The organism is Candidatus Saccharibacteria bacterium oral taxon 488, assembly GCA_013099195.1.
GTDB lineage: Bacteria > Patescibacteriota > Saccharimonadia > Saccharimonadales > Saccharimonadaceae > Nanosynbacter.
Window position 1 is genome coordinate 324,785 of record CP039999.1, and the last position, 19,042, is coordinate 343,826.

Genomic DNA, 19,042 nt, shown 5'->3' on the forward strand with positions numbered 1-19,042 from the left:
TTTGATTAGCGGTATATTCTATAGCGTTTTGTCTTCAAGGCGCTAATCGTGGATTCTATCTGGTTGAGAGCGTTTAGATAATCGCTTTCAGACAATTGTGCTCCTTTCTGAAACTTATCGGTTAGGGCTGGATATGCACTTCTATCAAACGGGGACCCTATCTTCTCCTTAAAATCGGTCAACAGAGGGCTTGACTCTCCTAATATAGTGTCCATCCTATTTTGTATTTTACGTATTAATCTACGTAGTTGCTTCACATTCTCTTCACTTATGCTCTCTTTGGCGTATGTTTCAAGGTAGAGGCTATCGACAGCTTCTAATAATCTAATGATTTCTTCAATTTCTCCACAAACCATTGCCTCATAACTTCGTTGATTATTTAACTTTCTATCTATAATAAAAGGTGTTACAGAGACTGATATTGCCAATGCCAATAGAGCAATAACAGATCCTAGGTCTACTTTTGTATCGATATACATGAGTTTATAATTAAACAAAAAGTGATACCCTACAGCTCCAATTAGAATTCCTATGAGAATCCATACGGCAACCAAAGAGAAGCTCTTAACTGTTGATATCGGCACTCTCATCAATATAGCCCCAGAACCTCTCTGTTAATCCAGGCTCGTCATCGCTTTTGATTTCTATCTTTTCTCGTACATCTAGACCGTCCTGTTTGCACTGTTGTGATATCTCTAATGCAAGCTCTGATAGAAATGAAGATGCGTACCCCCAAGTATTGTCGAAATCAATAAGTATAAGTTCTTTATCATTGAGGTATTGTTTAATATAACTATCAAAAAACTCCTCAGCAGAACCGTCACCGTCGCTTTTATATCTGGCGCCCGGTAGGGTTGTGAAGTCGCTAACGCTTATTTTTATTCTATTACTCAACACAAACCTCCCAGTAGTATATTGTAGCTGACAGGCTTTCAGATGAATCCTTCTCAATACTACCAATATTAACTAGGTTAACCTTAGTTTTGTTTGTAATTATCTCAAATCTTTTATACATATCGTCACCGCTTACTGTATCGTATATATATTTTATACCTTTACCTCTCTGTCGTAAAGCCGTGCGACTTTGTAGGCCTTTTGGTATAGCTTGTCTAAAGAACTCGCCTTGAGAGCTTTCTCGCTTGATTATCGTATGCCACCATGGCGATCTTCCTTGCTGCTGGCTATTAGCCTTATCAATTAGAGTTTCGTAAATACCAACGCCCATATCTATTATGCAGTATTGTTTAACCTTGTCTCCGTTGTTATTCTTGGTTTCATACGTGTTAACGATCCAAGGGAGGGTGTAGCTGCTATCTGGATTGGCGTGATCCGCGGTATTTGTTACGATCTCAATAATTATTGGAGGAAGGTCTCGCAGTCTTTGTTTACTGTTTTCTCCAAAATAATCGACAGTTTTCGTTAATATATCACTAATTGCCTCTTCGTTGACTTCATCTTCACTTCGAGATAAGAATGCTCCACTGTTAAAATCTGGTATTCTCTCCTTAATAATCATATTTTCAAACTGTGCCTCCTCGAAAAACCTGTATGCTGCGGAATTTGAAAGGGGGCTCGTTACTTTTAGGTATTTTGATTTTGTATTTCTATCCAGCATAAACGCACCCAACAAGCACAATGTAGGAAGGTCGATCGAGGTTATCTTACGTAGATTTATCTGTGTATATTCTTCTTGATCCAACATGCATTTTACAGTATTGAAGTATTTAATTACACTGTCTCTGTTGTCTAATATAGAGAAATCGGTCGGAGCATCCATTGACGTGTAGGATATATTCTTTGTGCCTTTTTCACGTAACCGATGATATTTCAAGAGCCTATTGTCATGAGAGTATCTAGCCCTTAACTCTCGGCGATGCCTCTTGCGAGCTATTCTTTGCAGCTTTTCTCTGTCTTTAATTTTTCTCATAGATGTACTTATTATAGCGTATAGCGCGTACGCTTAGATTATTGTGTTCAATTACATCTCATCTATCATCGGCTCCGTCATGACCTGCGATTTTTTCTTTGCCTGTTTGTTGGTTTTGGTACCTTTTCTTGGCACATCCCCGCTAGAACTTTTTCGCCCAGAAATCTCTTCTCGCTTCCTGGCAAATTCCTTTCGTGAGTGTTTAACAATTTCATCTCGCACCGACTCATCGTCCTCATTTTCCAGTAGTAAAGTCTGCCCAGATAGCGGCTCTTGCGCGTGCACCGCCGCCAGCCTAGCGTAATAATTATATGCAGGCAGGTTGCCGATTTCGCCCGGTTCAATGTACGGGCTAAACATCGACAGCAAGCGCTGCTCATCTTGCGGGTTTCCAGTTCGGAAGCAAACAATCGTGCCGACATTAGCTAGAATTATATTGACCGTCTGCTGGTCGCTTTGCTGTGAAGTAGACTGCTCTGCCATGATCATGAAAACTTTATATTTACGACTTTCAGATAGCATTTGCACAAATGAGGTTGTGGCGAAATTTTGAAACTCATCGACGTAAATATAGAACGCGCGACGCTCCGATTGTCGCAATCGGGCGCGCCGCAGACTTGCGAGCTGAAGCTTCGCAAGTATGGTAATACCAAATAACTCAGACGTATCCTCACCGAGTAAGCCTTTCGACACATTACAGATAAGTATCTTCTCCGAGTTAATGATCTCGTCAAAATTAATCGTTGATTTTGGTTGTTCAAGAACCTGTCGTGCCGATGCCGAGAATAGAAAACGTCCAATTTTCGCCGTAATCCCTGCTGCCATTTTTACTTTCTGCATATCGCCAGCTTTGCCAAATTCATTTTTCCAAAAATTAAGCAAGTTAGAGTCTTCAATTGTCTTGATGACCCTACGGCGATATTTTGGATCGTTAAGCAAGTCAAAGACCGTAAACAGTGTAGCATTGTCCTGAGTGAGTGCTGTTTGTATGGCATTCCTTAGTATATATTCAATCCGATGTCCGCCCGAATCCTCATCGCTAAAAATTTTACGAAAGACTGAAACAACAGACTCAGTTATCAAATCCTTCTCGCGCATCAACTCAGTACCAGTTAAACCAGGAGATAATTCCAATAAATTCAAGCCGATTGGATATTCTAAGTCATCAGGATTGAAGTATATTACATCTTTAATGCGCTCTCGCGGCACGTGTCGTAATATCGTTTCGGCCATGTCTCCATGAGGATCAATAACCGCTAGACCCCTTCCATTTTTCATGTCATGCACAATCTGATACTGTAACATTGTCGTTTTACCGCTTCCGGTACCACCGACTATATACTGGTGTCGTTCACGCTCTGCACTGGTTAGGCCTATTGAGGTAGTAATTCCGTGATGATAATTTACGCCAATGATAACTGAAAAATCTTGATTATTTTTCAAAGAAATTGGTGCCGGCAGTGTTCGGCTGAGTGATGTAACGAGATTGTCGGTCTTATTGGCGTAGCTTAAGGGGAAATGATATAAGCTGGCGAGCTCGGTTGAGGCTAAGATGATACTTGATTTACGAAATAGTGAAGGCAGTCGCGCTATGGCAGCGTGGCAACGAACTGTTGATAGGATCGGTAGAGGCAGTTTAGGCTTAAGCGCTTGATATGGCGGTACGCTATAGCCGGCAATAGCGGACTTAATTGCTCTGGCATAATGTTTTGCCTGAGGGCTTTTGATCAAAATACGCAGCGAAACCTGAAATAGTGGTTTAGTAACTTTTTGATGCATTGTCTCCATCAATTCCAGTTCAAACGCGCTCAATACTCGCGTTGGACGATCTTCTCGGATAATCTTCTGTGGGATTTGATAATAGTTCTGACGCTGCATATTATATGCTGCACGGTGATTTGTCGTAATGCCAGCATATACTTCACTAGCCGTACCCGTCACTTCGGACGACACTCGACCAATAACCTGAGCTACTTTACCAGCAATAGAAGAGTTTTTATTATTAACTTGCTGCAATATATTTTCGTTGCCCAAAATTTTATGAGACAGTATCTCCGCTTCGCGTAAATGAACTGGTATCGCAACCAATTGCAAAGTTACCTCTTCATTATTTTGTAGACTAGACATAGCGCTTGTTACGTAACTAAGAGGATCATACCGCTCGGGCTTTGACATTAAGGTTAGTGGCAATACATAATGGCTGGTTTGCTTATATTCAAGTACTAGATCTGGTTCACTAATAGTTCGTTTCACCTGTCTAACCTTTACATCTGGAAGATACGCAACTATGGATTTTTGTAGCATATCAATATGTTTTTGCTCGGCTTGTATAAAGTAGCGTATGCCACCATGGCGCGTTGAAGTAATTTCAAAGCTCATCACCGGTTTACGATCAAGCCAACGATCCTTGAGGCTTCGAGTAGATTTAGTACCGTGAACTACCGAGAATAATTGCTCGGTAGCCTCAGGAGTTCTGAAAACGCTAGCTGGGGGTACAATTTCGAGCCACACTGTGCTGCGTGTTCGTAGATAGCGACGGTTAACTGCGATTCGGATCAGCAAAAACAGCGGCACTACAACAACGATAGCGCTGAGCACGACTAATACTATCGACCCAACCCGTAAGGTGGTGGCAACGTAATCGGCTGTGGATTCCACTGCTGTACTCCTGGTTTGTTATGTATAAAATTATACGAGCTGGCAGCTTCTTTTGTGAAAGTGCGCTGAGAGACAACATTAAGTCCTTTAGCATTCATCTCAGAAATTTTCCATTCGCCACTGATTTGATTAACCGCTATAACATAGGCTACGTGTCCGTAGCCATAACCACCAGCATCAGTTTGGAATATTGCACCAGCCGCCGGTGTATGGTTAACTATATAACCATCACGTCGTGCATAGTCGTCCCATGTATTTGCATTACCCCAGTTGTTTGGAATTGGACTACCGGCCCATTTACGCATGGCGTACGACCACCAGGTACAATTGCCCCAGGCGTAGATATTGTCAGGCATTGCCCCACCATTATAAAATCCGCGCTCTTCAGCCGCCTTTGCACTCGGTGCATTCGCTAGGAAACTCAGTACCGGAAGGCCAAGAGAAAAGATAGCAACCATTGGCATTAGCAGGATAAAACCAATAATCGCTATGATGAGCGTGAGAATTCTCTTGGGTCGAAAACTACTATCAACTCCAAATATTGAAACGGGGCTATTTATCATGAATACAGCTCCCGTGGATCGGTCGTGATAAGCGGGTGCTCTTTGTCCGCTGCGACAATTTTAACAGCAACATGATTCTGGTCAGCAATGAGCAGCGCATCGCCACGCTCACATGTTAGTAAAAAGCTTTGCTCGTACTCACTGAGATTAAACTCGTTAACAACGCCTTTGATAGTAGTTGTATCTTGTCTCATTAAGATGCGTAAGGCACTTTGTGAGGCAATCGCCCTGCCATATTCATTTTTTAGGAAATCGTTTGCTTGCTGAGAGATAATCGAAACTCCCAAGTAATATTTACGTGCTCGACGCACCAATCCTGCCACAAATCGCGCAGACTCCTCGTGCTGCAGTAAAATCCAGCCCTCATCAATAACCAGCAGGCGCTTTTCAGGTTTTGCCATAACCTGATTCTTTACAAAGTTAGATATGATTAGCATCATAATCTGACGTAAATTTTCTGGAAGATCTTTTATATCAAAGATAACGAGGCGGTTATCAAGTTTAACATTGGTTTGCGCATTGAATACATCCGCCAATGATCCAGAGATGTATTTTTCTAATTTCTCACATAACTTTAGCTGTCCCAGTTTTCGTAGCTCGGCATATAAATCCTCAAGTAATGGCTGCTGCTTTTTAGTCTGTCGATATACCTTAATGATTGCTTTATCGGTAGCTGCCTTTTCGCGTGCCGTTAAACCTTCGGCCATGAGGCTAATGACATCCATAAGATCTTGTGTGTGCTCAGATAAATCTTCTATTTCATGACATGTCGTGGCCAAGTCAAAAGGATTGATTTTTTGCTTGCTTTTGGCCGATAGCTTGATATACGTACCGTCTACAGAGTCGGTTAGTCGCCTGTATTCACGCTCCGGATCGATTACGATAACACGAGTCCCCTGCATGAGTTGTCGTAAAATCTCGACTTTGGTAGCGTAGCTCTTGCCGGCACCGGACTGAGCAAAGGTGATTGAATTTGCATTATGTAGGCTAAACCGGTCTAGAATGACGAGTGAGTTGTTTGACTTATTAATCCCGTAAAGGATACCAGATTCCTGCACTAACTCTGAAGACATAAACGGAAAAGCTAAAGCCGCACTTGAACTGTCAAGATTACGTTTTTGAGCCAGTTGGTCTTCTGCACGTGGTAGAATCGACTGCAGTGCTTCAAGCTGCTGGTAGCGTGCAACTTTGGAATAAAATAAGCGAGTTGATAAATTTGCCTCTAGGAGCTTTGTTGTTTTGTCTAATTCTTCTTTGTTCTCAGCACGAATTGCTACATAAATTGCCATCTGGAATAACTTTTCCTGGCCACGCTGAATCTTATCACGAAGATCAATCGCCGACTCAAGGGGGTCTATTATTTCCGAGCCAATAATTCGTCCTTCACGCATTATGGCACGGCGTGTCGACTCTAGCTCTGTAATTTTACGGTTTAGTTTTGGCAGCGCCAAATGCGCATTAACCTCGTGCAGGTGGTAGCTGATGTCAATGTTGTGATTAAAGTTAATCAGGCTATCCATCCAGTCGGAACTGGCCACAAATGGATAGCCTGAAATATACAATGTACGGATGTATGTGCCATCAATGCAAAGGTGGTCAACATTCTCCTCTAGCCCAGCATACGATAGCGTATCAAGCATGTCCTGCTCGCCGAACATAATATCTAGCTCCTTTTTTCGAGCGGCTCTTTGCTGCTTACGACGTAAGATAGGCGCATATAGCGAACTCGCGAGTTGCTTAGGATTTATTGAGAGCTTACCGTTCTTGATCATCGTATTTTGCTCCATGTCTTACTAATTCCGAGTGAATGGCCTGTAGTATATGCTCAGTAAGTGGCTGTATTTTTGATTGATCTTGACTATAAAAGCTGTAAAACAGGTCCAGGACTTCTAAACTATTGAGCATCTCAGTTCGCATACCAAGTCGCGCTATACCCTTAGAGACGATGTCCGTCCTTAACTTCAGCTGTTCTTGTATTAGCTCAAAATCAGTGTTTCCATTCGGGTGATACGGCACAATTATGTAAAAATGCCGTGTTAAAATTTTATTATTTGTAATAAGCGAGTGAAGAAACTCGCCATAATGTTTTAACTGATCACGGTAAATTTGTGTCGTTTCACCGCTCAGTCGATTATTTAAGTTTTCTAGATAGTCATCCATGTCTATCTCGCGAGTACGTACTAAAATCTGGATCGGACAGCCAATAGAATTAAGGAAACTTTCATAAGTATCAATAATCGCATCTTGCTCCTCGTCACTTTTTAGCTCAAAGTTTAGTGCTGAAACAGACAGGATTGATCGGTAATTGTTATCAGGTAGCGACAAAATACCATCACGCACCCCTTTGATTGCGATTTGCTGGCGCGCACTTGATTTGGTGGTCGACTTCCGTAAGCCGAACATGAAAGCCTCCTTTCTTATCGGTTTCAAAACGCATCTTTACAGCTGGATTATCAATGACCCTACGAACTTTTATTGAGTCTGCAATCGCCAACTCAGATGTGTGATGTTTCACTTCTGAGACTGGAGCCACGGTATTTTCTGTCTGATTAATATCCGAATATCGTTCTCTTAGGGTAGTTGTATTTTTATCGCACACATAATATTTTGAACGAGTATTGTAGCGCAAGATCATTATTAACCACAAGGCTACAATTCTTCCTTGAATCCTTATAGATAGAACGATGCATATCAATAGCAGGATGGCTATTAAAATATATTTGTACAGTGCGCTTTCTAATATTGGTGGTAACAAAGTAAAAGTGCCGGCACTAAAAAATACAGGAATAATCAAAAGTAGTATCTGCGAAAACCCCAGACGACCAATGATGCGATCTTCAACTGTAGTAACTTGTGCGGGCACGACAGTTGTCTTCATGATTTTTTACCTCGAGATTTTGCTATAGTTTTGCTTGATCTAGCCCGATAAGTCGCACCAGTTTTTAGTGGTTTTGTCTCAGGCGTAGTAACCACGGTCGTGCTATTTTTGCTACGTGGATTTACGGCGTATGTTATTTCAGCATCACCTCTTTTATTCAGGTAATTCACCTTTATGGGCGATTTTGTTTGACGAGCAACCGTTTCTACAGTGGAATGTATACGCGCCTTCTTGGCAGTATAGGTAGTGTTCTTGACGCGCTGAGTCGTCTTATTTACGACCCTTGAGCCGGCACCTGTCATATGGCTAATGCCGTTCATAAATTGGCCGCCCAATTTTTTCATATTGCGGGCACCCATGCTGACAAAACTAAACTGCATCATAACGCCTTGAACTTTTAATAGAGTTAAGATCGTTGCGATGCCTGCTATCATAGCCATTAGCGTGTCGGGTAGCGCATTATTTCCAGAGACAGTCGCCATACCGGAGAAGAGCGAGGCTGCGAGCTGTAGAACAACTACATGCACAAACAAAACAAAAATGGTCGATAAAAATGTTTTCATTGATGTCTCGACAAAATCACGAAAGCCGGGGATAAGCCACAACATACTAACAAGTGGTGATAATACTGTGCCTATAAATAAAGTAATTAAGCGCATGACATAATACACCAGCAATATAACTGAACAGATTAAAAATGCCACCATAATGAGCAAGGCGGCAACGCCCTGGCCCGATGTTTTCTCAACGACTTTAATAAGAGTACTCCATACGGTTGAGGCACCGGAAATTTGATTTACCGCCGATATGAGGATATTTGATAAACTAATGATGCTATCAATTAAGAATATTGAGGTGTTCATCAGTAAAAATATTACCGCCACTCGCGGTAACAGATGTTTGACGTCAACCTCGTCAAGACCAAGACCCGAAGCGCTCATTATATGAAAACCGATTAATGCTATGGTTAGGATCAGTAATACATCAGCAATTCCGACCATAGCTAGCCATAGATTAAAAACAGTCTTATTCCCTGTCATGAGTGGTGTTGATTTAGTGAAGAACTCAAGTGCGTTGAGAAACGGTGAAGCGATAGCGTTGATAATCATTGCCAATAGCCCTGTTATGGCTTTGACTATCATCTCGATGAGCCCATTATTTTCAGACTTTGGTGTGACGGCTTGTAGATTTGGTAGGGTTGCGCTACCTGGATCTTGGGGGGCTTTATACGATCCAGTCAGAATTGAGACAATCGTGACAGCGGCGAGCACGATAACTAGCCCTATCACAGCTTTTTTAGCAATATCTTTGGCGTATTCCATGCGGTCTGGTTTGCCATTGCTGGTCATATAAATATATCCGGCGTGTGCCAAAAAGAAAGCACAGACTAATGATGCAATACCGGATAAGATCTTCACTGTTGGCAGAACGTAGTCACGTACAGTTTTTATCGCGCCAGTCGTATCCGCAAACAGCATCAGGCTATTCATTAGAGCGTCGCCAAACTCTAACATCGGCGGGTTATCCTCCGAAGGATTGTCGCGCTAGCGTCGTCACGATATTCGCTAAAACAAATGCGGCTATGACGATCGCCAAGCCGATTGCCGACCAGGTAATTGTTCGCTTGGCTCTATCAAGCTGTTCGGGATTGCCAGAACTGGTGATATAGGTAAATCCACCGGCAACGAAGAATCCGGTCGCGACTAGGCCAGCAAGCCCCGCAATCACCTGTATGATACTTCTGATAAAGTTTTCTACATTACCTACCCCAGCCGGAGCGGCTGACGCTATGTCTGCAACTACAAACGGTAGGCCAACTATGACAATTGCTGCTGCTATATAATAGATTTTCCCTGGCACCCCCAACTCCCTTCTTCAGAGATTAAACCCATTGTTTGTCTCTGTTATTTTTACGTTAGCAGCTAGGGTGGCAGTTGACAAGACGACACTTCTAAGTGCTTTAGTGCGGCTTCAGTCTGTTAGTTTCTTTTAGGTAAGTAAGTGTCTAACTGAGGAAAATGTCAGTTAGTGTCCTATTGAGGAGAGGTCGCTTTACACAGATACGTTGTCTTATTATACTAAAATTATGAACAAGTTGCAGTCTGAGAAGATTATACTAGCTTCGCCACTTTCTTTTATTGGTTCAGCGAAGCGTATTTGGCACATAACTGAAACTAGTGGCGCACTAAAGATTGTAGCAATTCCCATGGCAATCATCCTTATCGTATTTACTTGGGTGATTGTTTCTATTTGGTATGTCATTATTTATATTATTTTTGGCGTTCTATTTATCCCGTATAGACTACTACGCCGTAGCGGCCGCAAACAGAAACAAGAAAAACTACGACATCGTGAAATTCTTGATACGATTGCAAAAAATCGTAACCTATGAGCTAAACTCTACGTGACGATCTTTTCTGTCATATTCCTTTTGATGTTTACGCACCTCGCTATAGTGAGAATCACACCATACCGAAATATGCTTCGTGAGTTCCAATAGATCAAGGCCCATGTCTGTTAATTGATACTCAACTCGTGGCGGAATGGTTGGATAGAAAAAGCGCCGGACGATGCCGGCGCGCTCAAGGGCTCTTAAATGCTCAGTTAAAACTTTTTGAGTAACATCCGGAAGAGAGCGGTGTAACTCTGAGTATCGCCTTGTGTCACCTCCAAGTGTTTGGACGATCGAAAGTGTCCATTTACGAAACAGGATGTTTGATATTATATCGGATGATATTTTTCTCGTACACTTTGCCATAGATGACCCTTTCAATAGTTGATACTCTGACAATGCGGGTTGGCTGAATTATCTATTGTCAGAAATGATTTTTATTAGATTAAATCTTTTGCGATCGCTCCTCTGAGATAAAATAAGGTAATCACCACTATAATTATAGAATTATAGTGAGTATACTGCAAATATAACGAACGCACCACCTTCTGTCCGAGGGTAATAGAGTTAGTTGCCGTAAGGTATTAGTAGAATTAATGACAATACGCCAACTAGTATATATGCTATCAATGCTGGTCTCGTCAGATACGGTTCGGTTAAACGATTAACTTGAGTTACATCGTAGTAATCCCAAAGTCGCCATCCGCAAACCATTAGACCAATACCGGCGAATATACTTAGATAGCCACTGACATCAAGGTGCCAAAGAAAGTTTGGTGTATCAAGTAGCGAGATGAAGATGGCAACACCAGTGGTCGACCAGAATCGTACTGAAGGCTTAAGACCGACAGCAATAGCGCATGCTGCGGCGACCATAACAGACTCGACAAGAGGATTTCCTGTAAAAAAGACTTGTACATAATAGCTGAGATGCCCGTGTTTAGGATCAGCACTACCAATTAGCCAACCAATCCCGTACACCAGTACCATCATAACGGCCAACGACAGTATCAGACGTAAGAAATCAGCAACAAAAACGTCCCTGATAGTTATTTTCGTGTGTTTTGATGTTTTTGTCAGGTGCAGGAAGCTACGCATAAAATAATAGTAACGCCGATAGTTTAAGTGAGCAGTTTACCGACATGCTCAGGTCTCTTCTCTACGCCAAAGCGCAAAGCCTTCTGCCTACGTCACAGACGTAGTCATTGCTTGCCCAAGACGGGGTCACATACCTGCCCAGGTTCGTGCTCTGCCAGGCTTGCGGAGTGTTTCCGCAGCCAACTCGAATCTGGTAGGGGGCATCATTGACGAAGTCGTAGCTCCATCCAGAAGACCACCGACTGGTCCTCCAGAACGATGCCCACCCAGAGCGACCTCCCGGTTGGTCGATCCAGATACCGACCACTGCAGAATCGTTCCAAACAACGGAACCACCCGAGCAATACACGGTACCGTAACGTCTCGTCGTAGCGTGGGCCTGCTGCGGCCCCGCGACCGAAACTCCGATCGCCAGGAGCAGCGCTGCGAGAAGCGCAACCATCTTATTCCTCATTACTCTTCCTTTCTCGTGAGTAGGGAATGATTGCGTTTATGATTATACTCTCATTGGAAATATTTTTGCAATAGCCTTTAGCTCTTTTTGAGAATAAAGTTCACTGAGAGTCGCGATCTTGCCTAAGACTCTCGCATGTCGCTAATTGGGCTGCGACGTATATTACGTACGAGCGGCGGCACAACGCTAAGTAGACCAGTGAGAATACACGCTAGTAAGATGAAGAGTATTTGTTGTAGATCTATACCGACGAGACGTATACTATTATTTGAGCTAATTGCACCAAATCCATATTGGGCCTGCGCTGTAAGTTGTGGTGCGAATTGATTATCCAGTATATATGCACCCGTGAAGCCGATGATACCAGCAAATACAGCTACTAAAGTGGATAAAATTATCGCGTAAAGCATATATACGAGTACAATATCAATTCTCTTAAAACCAATAGCTCGGAATACTGCTGTTTCATGTCTGCCATCAACAATTGTACGGCCGATCGTAATCCACATAATGAGTGCCGCCAGCGTTACGACACCTATCATAACGTAGACCGACCACTTCTTAAACATATTTTGCATATCGTCTAGTGCGGCGCTATTACTAAATGCTAGGCTAGCTTGGTACGGCCGGCCAATTGGCTTACACGAGTTATCGTATTGAACTGTACAACCCTGTTCGTCGATGAACTTCTGTGCGTCACTGGCGCTAGCAAATTCGACAAAACGACGCTTATTATCCTCATTACCCATTAGATAGAGGGGCTCGTAGGTTAATAAGTCAGCATAGTCAGTTTTGTCGGGCAGCTGGTTGTATAGTGTACGCGGTATGGCTTGTCCAATTCCCTCTGTACGTAGCATCTCAGCAAGTATGTCGTTGGTAGTGCGGGACTTTTCACGTTGTTGTTCTTGTTCTGGATTGAGCACCTCACTACTAGGTGACATTCCAACCACCTTGAAAGTGATAAATTTGCTAATGGCCACCGTTTCTTTGCCAAATTTTGCGTCAAAAAGTCTTTGATTTACTTCCCGTTTTTTCTCTTCAACTGTACGCGTGTCATGGGTGATAGCAGCATTTTCACATTTCGTAGGATCGGGTAGGTTGTACAACAAGCTTGGTTTTTGATAATTTTTGTTGTTTTGGTTGGCGGCAATTTCTTTCTTTTGTTGTAATGTTTTTTGTATCAATGACTGTGAAACACTGTTTCGATAGCACATTTTGAAACTTAATTTGGCAATGTTGTCGCGGATAATTTTGAGACGTTCAAATTTTTCAGCGGCACTAGCACTTGCTGGTAATTTCTCTAATTTTAATAGCTGCTCAATAACATTTTGTGGCAGAATAACTGGTAAGCTTGATCCATCAGGTCTCCAACCTGCATTATCAGGTAGTACGATCCCTTTTGTCGTTTCAGGGGGTGCCAGAGTTATGCCTGAAGTGTTAATCGGGGGTTTTACATCATAATGAGTATTCACTTCTGCTTCGTTTGAAGAGTCGTGAAACACCTCCTTGCCATCAATGAGAGGGGACAATGACGATCTCTTTTTGATAGCATACGATTCTTCGGTAAAAGTTTTAATTGCGCCGTACTGCTTGGCGAGTTGTGACAATTTTGCCTCGTCAAAAGCTGGCGTACTGCTATATTTTTCTTTTAATAGCTGAAGCGTGATACCATTTGGATCATTAATAGATAGTTGTGTAGAACCATCAGATGTTTGCGTATATGGCGGCCGATCGTTGACATGAGAATACTCTAAACCCAGACGTTTTGCTTCAGTAGTTTTTTGTGTGACCAATGATTCATACCGTTTTTTTGCTTTAGCAACCAATCCGGGATCACGAATAGTTTTATAGAATTCGTCTGCGCTGGGAGGGGTATTTAGCACGCTAACAATGTAACGACTCGTTAGCCCCTCTTTGCGAAACGAGTCAATGCTCTGAAATAACCCATGAGTAACGAGCGAAGCAGCAATTAAAACACCAAACAACATACTTGCCAATAAGACAGTAAGGAACGTCCGTAATTTACGAGCACGGAGCTTCGTGAAAGCCAATACTCCAACGTCAGTTAGCTTGATCATAAAGCCTCCCGTCCTTTAGTGTAATGACACGGTCAGCCTGAGCTGCGACTTCAGTATCATGTGTAGCGATAATTACCGTCGTACCATATTGTTCTCGAATCTGCTGAAATAGTTGGATTATATCATGACTATTTGCAGAGTCGAGATTGCCAGTCGGCTCATCAGCCAAGATGATAGCAGGTCTATTGAGCAGCGCTCGAGCAATGGCGGCACGCTGAATCTGCCCACCCGAAAGTTCACGTGGACGATGATTTAGTCGATCATATAAGCCAACTTGCCGTGCTAATTCTTCAATGCGCTGTTTACGCTCCGCGCGTTTCATGCGCTGTGGCATTGAGGCGACTTCAATATTACGACGCAATGTCAAAAACGGTTGTAAATAAAATGACTGAAAAACAAATCCAATGGTTTGGTTACGAAATTGTGACAATCGACGGTCACTCATCTTACGAATTTCTTGACCATTGACGACAACCTCGCCAGAGGTAGCTTTGTCTAATCCGCCCAGTAAATGCAGTAGGGTACTCTTACCACTGCCACTCACGCCAACAAGAGCAATGAATTCGCCTTTACTAACCTCCAGAGAAACACTATCAACGGCCCTGATTTTTTGTTTACCAATTTTGTATTCTTTGACCATATCCGTAGTTCTAATGATAATTGATTTATCGCTATCTGGATCCGTGCTCCCCCCGCCATGCCGTGTAATCATAGTATTTATATTATTATCTTCCATAATAAAGCTTATCGTTAACGTTATTATAGCTAAGAACTGTCCCCTTGGTCAATAAAACATTGATAGCTGGTGTTGTATCGCGCGTCTCATCAATAGTAAAAATCCTCAAGTTATAATTATTGGTTCATATGCAGGTAAAATATTAAAATATACGCCGGGCATACGCCCTAGTATGCGTTTCAAGGTGGCGCTGTCTTAAGGGGGTTGGGATGCTCCCTTGGTCATTGGTGAAACTGATAGAGCGTTCATACTTACCCCGCTCACTTAACATGCACTCCAAGGAGTGCAGCCAAGATGATCGGATGCAAGAATGAACGCCATCTTTTTGAGATGACTATCTGTTTAGTTGATTACTTGTATATTATTTTGCAAAATCGCATCATATGTCGCGCACTGTTTGAAACAAACAGAACGCGCCATCTTCTGCACTTTTGACAAAATAAGGCTTAGTCATGAAGGCTACGTGACGGCTTTCGCACGACCATTACAAGGCGCGCACGGCTTGCTTGCAATCGTCGTGCGGCCGAAGTATCTATTAACCGTAAAGTCAGTGCAACTCATCTAATGGGAAAAGGCTGTCTGCGCTATCAATATCTTCCCATATTCTACTAGACTCCGCACTTAGGAGTTGGTCTATAGTTGCTGCATAAATAGCTACCTCATCCTCCATGTCAAAGGTGCCGCGAACTGCACGAGCGGAGCGCATCAGGTACTTTTTAATAGCTGGTTTGAATGTCAGAAATAGCAGAATTGGAATCTGACTGTTTGTCGCGTCCCATTCACCATCGCTGAAAAATTGCATGTATTGAGCAATGCGCTTTGCGATAACGCTGCGCGGCGTATCGTCTGATATAAAATCAAAGAAAAATCGCTTCGGAGTCGTTTCCTCACCTGTTTTTAATGACAAAAAAGCATCTGGTGGATTGTTTGGAAAATAACTATAGCGAGACATATCTCGACGCGTAAATACCTTTAATGTCGGGTGTGTTTTCGCTAGCATGTTCGTATAGCTATACACATCCAGCGTGTGGTTAATAAACGATTGACTAATATTCTTGTCACGATAGCTTGATCGTATGGTTGCTTCTGTAATGTAGTTCCAGGCATCAAGCGACTGGAGTGTCTTGAGACCTTTTGGTGTTAGATAGTACGCGGCCGGCAAGCCTTGGAGCCTCAGACTTTTGTCATACCTCTTTGCTACAAAACCATGCTTTATTAGGACGTTGAGCTTCTCATAAATATTTGACCCAGCTTTTACCTTTAAGCTTTCTGCTATGAGCTGACGACTGCCAAATCGATATTTATATAACAGCCCTAGTATCTCAATCTGTCCTTGACGTAACATCAATCTATTATCTACTTTCATGTAACCACTGCCCTCTTTGCCTCATTCACATAATTTCTATTATATTTATATAAAAAAGGAAGAAAAAATACAAATTATAACAGATAAAAATAGATAAATTATACTGTATATCGATATTCGGCATATTTTTATAAAAGAAATTAGCAAAAACTGTTGATAATTTGTACTACAAGTAGTACAATTAAAGTAGGTTTTATTAATAGAAGCCGGCTCGTTAATAACTAAATAGGTAGTCATGAACCGGTATCATTTTTTTGAAGCATTGGTAATTTTGTAGTATAATAATGTTACATGAATCAAGGACGAATTCAGCTACAAATAGACACCTCAAAGGCCGTACGAAATCGCGCCAAAGCGGTAGCTTACGGCCAGGGTATCAGCCTGACAGAGCTTGTACTAAAAGCTCTGGCGGACGTTGGCGACAAGGAGCTGAGGGTGTTGATAGAAAAAGATTTGGAAAAGCGTGGTGGGCGCGGACGACCACAGCAGCGTACAACCAAGAATGACTAACTAGCGTTATTAGCAAGTCGTGACATGGAGGGTGTATGGCACGACCAAAAGGTAGCAAGAATAAATCAAAAGCGCCGCTAGCGGAGCAATTTTCATTTACGATTGAGCAACGGATCAAACTAGTTGCCAATCTTGTCGTTGAGAAGATTTTGGAAGATGGGGCTTTTGCTCAAAAACTAATCACTATTTTGGAGGATAAGGAAAATGTCGCCAACAAACCAACCGCGAATCGGACTGCTAGCGATACGCGTATCATCAGATAAGCAAGGTCTTGACGGAGATTCTCCGGAGGCACAGCGTGAGCAAGGCGAAGCTTACGCCAAGGCGCATAACATTGTCATTACAGAGACGATTATTTTGCTTGAGTCTGCTTCGCATGAAGTACAACCAATGCAAAAGGTCATTGATGTCTGCAAGGATAAGAGCAAAGGATTTCAGGTCGTGCTGATTAAATCAATCGACCGTTTCACGCGCGGTGGTGGCGATTATTATTCGCCGTTGAAGCGACAACTGACTCGGCTAGGCATTGCCCTTGAAGATATGTATGGTGTTATCGGTAAGCAGCAAATTAATACTCTTGAGCATACCGGGTTCAAATATTACTGGAGTGAGTTTAATCCAACACAAAAATCTGAGTATCTGGAGGCTGAGCGCGCCAAAGACGAGATGCGCGACATCATGAGTCGTATGATTGGCGCGGAGATTCGCTACACGCAGCTTGGCTATTGGATGAGACGGCCACACTATGGGTTTCGCAGCGTTAAGATTGATACTAAAAACGGCAAGAGGACTATTCTTAAACCTGATAAGAATGAGGCAAAGTTTATTATCAGACTGTTTGAGATGCGTGCTGCGCATGTTTATACAAACCAGCAAATTGCCGATGAGCTTAATTCTATGGGCTTTCGTTCTCGCGTGACGATTGTACGTGACAAATACGACCGAACGAAAATTAAACGACAGATTGGCGGCCGAAAAATGACCGCCAAAATGATTGATCAATACACCAGCAAATTGGTATATTGCGGTATTATTAAAGAAAAATGGACGTATGATAAGCCAGTTAAAGCGCAGTTTGATGGGCTCGTTAGCGTGGATTTATTCAATGAAGCTAATCGCGGCCGGGTCTTCGTGGAGATTGATAGCCGCGATAATATCATTATTAAACGTAAAGCAGTCCCGGATCATTTGAAAAATAAACAAGTTTATAACCCAGATTATCCATATAAGCAGGTAGTCGCCTGTCCTAAATGCGGTAAGACACTATCTGGTAGTGCTACTCGTGGCAAACTAGGTAAACACTATCCAGCCTATCACTGCAGTCGCGATGGCCATTACTTCCGCGTGTCGAAGCCTGAATTTGATAAGACAATAGAAGACTTTGTAAGGGCTATTACTATCAAGCCAGAATACATCGACGATGTTATCGCCGCCATCGCTGAATTATGGCGCGAACGTCAGATCAAGCAGACTGACGCTAATAGGCAGCGCTTAGAGCACCGCGAGAGCCTGCAAAGCCAAATCAAGGCAACCGTTGATCGGATGCGTATTGTCACAAGCGAGACCGCCTTAAAATACCTTGAAGAGGATATCGTTAGCGTCGAAAAAGAATTAGCAGAGCTGGATGAAGAAATTGCCAGGCAGCCGAATTTACAAGCTGAATTTGACCAAGTTTTGCAATACGCTAAATATATTTTGGAACACCTTTCAGAACTGCTGCTTGACCTCTGTAATCCACTGCGAAAAGCCGCCTTTTTCGGTGCTATATTCAACAAACCTCCAACCTACGAACAAATAAACTTTGGAACCCACAAAAACAGCTCGCCACCAGAGGTAAACGAGCTGTTTCAAATCCGAACGGAATATACATCCCTGTATGGTGACCCTACCGGGAATCGAACCCGGGTTGCTGGGATGAGAACCCAGTGTCCTAACCGCTAGACGATAGGGCCGTGTTAAGCTACCGGGTCATTATAGCATGGTTAGCTGGGGGCGTCTAGCCCATCTTGTTGACGACGTCGATCAGCTTGCGGGGTGTGATGTCGGCCTTGATGAGGTAGCCGTCGACGCGGTTCATGATGGCGGATTTGGTGGCATCGTCCTGCTCAAAGTTCGTCATAATGAGGATTTTGCTCTCTGGAATCAAGTCAGTATCATCAGAGCGCAGAGCGTCCAAAATTTGGTCGCCGCGCTGTTCGGGCAGCATTAAATCAAGGATGATCAAGTCAAACGGCTGACTCCGGGCCATAACCAGCCCATCATTACCATCAACCACCCAGGTCACGTCATAGCCAGCTTTTTGCAGGCTGCGCACATACATCTCGCCGATAAAGCGGTCGTCCTCAACGCACAAGATTGTTTTGATCGCCATACTTCCCTCCT

Annotated in this window: 19 protein-coding genes, 1 tRNA gene and 1 pseudogene; 4 read left to right on the forward strand and 17 right to left on the reverse strand. The window is 42.9% G+C overall.

The window, feature by feature from the left end:
- Positions 1-5 precede the first annotated feature (5 nt).
- From FBF28_01670 to FBF28_01715, 10 genes are read right to left on the reverse strand one after another with little or no spacing between them, the layout of a single operon-like run.
- Positions 6-584 carry a hypothetical protein gene (locus tag FBF28_01670; protein ID QJU08274.1) on the reverse strand — a complete coding sequence of 193 codons (579 nt, stop codon included), beginning with the start codon at positions 582-584 and terminating at the stop codon, positions 6-8.
- Positions 565-963, reverse strand: coding sequence for a DUF4325 domain-containing protein (locus FBF28_01675; GenBank protein QJU08275.1), 399 nt, complete (start codon positions 961-963; stop codon positions 565-567). Before FBF28_01675 ends, FBF28_01670 begins: the two co-directional genes overlap by 20 nt.
- Positions 887-1,927 (reverse strand): hypothetical protein, encoded by a 1,041-nt coding sequence (locus FBF28_01680; GenBank protein ID QJU08276.1) that lies wholly within the window; start codon positions 1,925-1,927, stop codon positions 887-889. The genes FBF28_01675 and FBF28_01680 overlap by 77 nt, the downstream gene beginning before the upstream one ends.
- A 51-nt stretch (positions 1,928-1,978) precedes the next feature.
- Entirely contained in the window at positions 1,979-4,585 is a 2,607-nt protein-coding gene (locus FBF28_01685) for a hypothetical protein (GenBank protein QJU08277.1), read from the reverse strand.
- On the reverse strand, positions 4,534-5,148 hold the full coding sequence (locus FBF28_01690) for a CHAP domain-containing protein (GenBank protein QJU08278.1): 615 nt from the start codon (positions 5,146-5,148) through the stop codon (positions 4,534-4,536). The genes FBF28_01685 and FBF28_01690 overlap by 52 nt, the downstream gene beginning before the upstream one ends.
- A complete protein-coding gene (locus FBF28_01695; GenBank protein QJU08279.1) occupies positions 5,145-6,935 on the reverse strand; it encodes a DUF87 domain-containing protein in 1,791 nt (596 codons plus the stop codon). The genes FBF28_01690 and FBF28_01695 overlap by 4 nt, the downstream gene beginning before the upstream one ends.
- Positions 6,904-7,551 carry a hypothetical protein gene (locus FBF28_01700; protein QJU08280.1) on the reverse strand — a complete coding sequence of 216 codons (648 nt, stop codon included), beginning with the start codon at positions 7,549-7,551 and terminating at the stop codon, positions 6,904-6,906. The genes FBF28_01695 and FBF28_01700 overlap by 32 nt, the downstream gene beginning before the upstream one ends.
- A complete protein-coding gene (locus FBF28_01705) occupies positions 7,481-8,026 on the reverse strand; it encodes a hypothetical protein (GenBank protein ID QJU08281.1) in 546 nt (181 codons plus the stop codon). The genes FBF28_01700 and FBF28_01705 overlap by 71 nt, the downstream gene beginning before the upstream one ends.
- Complete coding sequence (locus FBF28_01710) at positions 8,023-9,540, reverse strand: hypothetical protein (protein QJU08282.1); 1,518 nt, start codon at positions 9,538-9,540, stop codon at positions 8,023-8,025. The genes FBF28_01705 and FBF28_01710 overlap by 4 nt, the downstream gene beginning before the upstream one ends.
- A 7-nt stretch (positions 9,541-9,547) precedes the next feature.
- Positions 9,548-9,892, reverse strand: a complete 345-nt coding sequence (locus tag FBF28_01715; GenBank protein ID QJU08283.1) for a hypothetical protein — start codon at positions 9,890-9,892, stop codon at positions 9,548-9,550.
- A gap of 220 nt (positions 9,893-10,112) precedes the next feature.
- Between FBF28_01715 and FBF28_01720 the strand changes: the two genes are divergently transcribed.
- Complete coding sequence (locus FBF28_01720) at positions 10,113-10,418, forward strand: hypothetical protein (protein ID QJU08284.1); 306 nt, start codon at positions 10,113-10,115, stop codon at positions 10,416-10,418.
- Here FBF28_01720 and FBF28_01725 read toward each other — a convergent pair.
- From FBF28_01725 to FBF28_01745, 5 genes are all read right to left on the reverse strand, one after another.
- Entirely contained in the window at positions 10,413-10,784 is a 372-nt protein-coding gene (locus tag FBF28_01725; GenBank protein QJU08285.1) for a helix-turn-helix transcriptional regulator, read from the reverse strand. The two genes, FBF28_01720 and FBF28_01725, sit on opposite strands and share 6 nt — an antisense overlap.
- A 201-nt stretch (positions 10,785-10,985) precedes the next feature.
- The gene (locus FBF28_01730) at positions 10,986-11,516 is read right to left on the reverse strand and encodes a hypothetical protein (protein ID QJU08286.1); all 531 of its coding nucleotides are present in this window, start codon (positions 11,514-11,516) and stop codon (positions 10,986-10,988) included.
- Positions 11,517-12,092: 576 nt separating this feature from the next.
- Positions 12,093-14,048, reverse strand: coding sequence for an ABC transporter permease (locus FBF28_01735; protein ID QJU08287.1), 1,956 nt, complete (start codon positions 14,046-14,048; stop codon positions 12,093-12,095).
- The gene (locus tag FBF28_01740) at positions 14,032-14,784 is read right to left on the reverse strand and encodes an ABC transporter ATP-binding protein (GenBank protein QJU08288.1); all 753 of its coding nucleotides are present in this window, start codon (positions 14,782-14,784) and stop codon (positions 14,032-14,034) included. Before FBF28_01740 ends, FBF28_01735 begins: the two co-directional genes overlap by 17 nt.
- A gap of 547 nt (positions 14,785-15,331) precedes the next feature.
- Entirely contained in the window at positions 15,332-16,150 is an 819-nt protein-coding gene (locus tag FBF28_01745; GenBank protein QJU08289.1) for a hypothetical protein, read from the reverse strand.
- A gap of 291 nt (positions 16,151-16,441) precedes the next feature.
- Between FBF28_01745 and FBF28_01750 the strand changes: the two genes are divergently transcribed.
- The 3 genes and pseudogenes from FBF28_01750 (at position 16,442) to FBF28_01760 (ending at position 17,203) form a co-directional block, all read left to right on the forward strand.
- Entirely contained in the window at positions 16,442-16,660 is a 219-nt protein-coding gene (locus FBF28_01750) for a hypothetical protein (protein ID QJU08290.1), read from the forward strand.
- A gap of 35 nt (positions 16,661-16,695) precedes the next feature.
- On the forward strand, positions 16,696-16,923 hold the full coding sequence (locus tag FBF28_01755; protein ID QJU08291.1) for a hypothetical protein: 228 nt from the start codon (positions 16,696-16,698) through the stop codon (positions 16,921-16,923).
- Positions 16,865-17,203 (forward strand): annotated as a pseudogene (locus FBF28_01760) (recombinase family protein). Before FBF28_01755 ends, FBF28_01760 begins: the two are co-directional and overlap by 59 nt.
- Before the next feature lie 1,334 nt (positions 17,204-18,537).
- On the opposite strand, the gene FBF28_01765 reads toward FBF28_01760, so the two are convergent.
- Positions 18,538-18,612: transfer RNA gene (locus FBF28_01765), tRNA-Glu, on the reverse strand.
- 44 nt (positions 18,613-18,656) lie between these two features.
- The gene (locus tag FBF28_01770) at positions 18,657-19,031 is read right to left on the reverse strand and encodes a response regulator (GenBank protein QJU08292.1); all 375 of its coding nucleotides are present in this window, start codon (positions 19,029-19,031) and stop codon (positions 18,657-18,659) included.
- Positions 19,032-19,042: the final 11 nt, after the last annotated feature.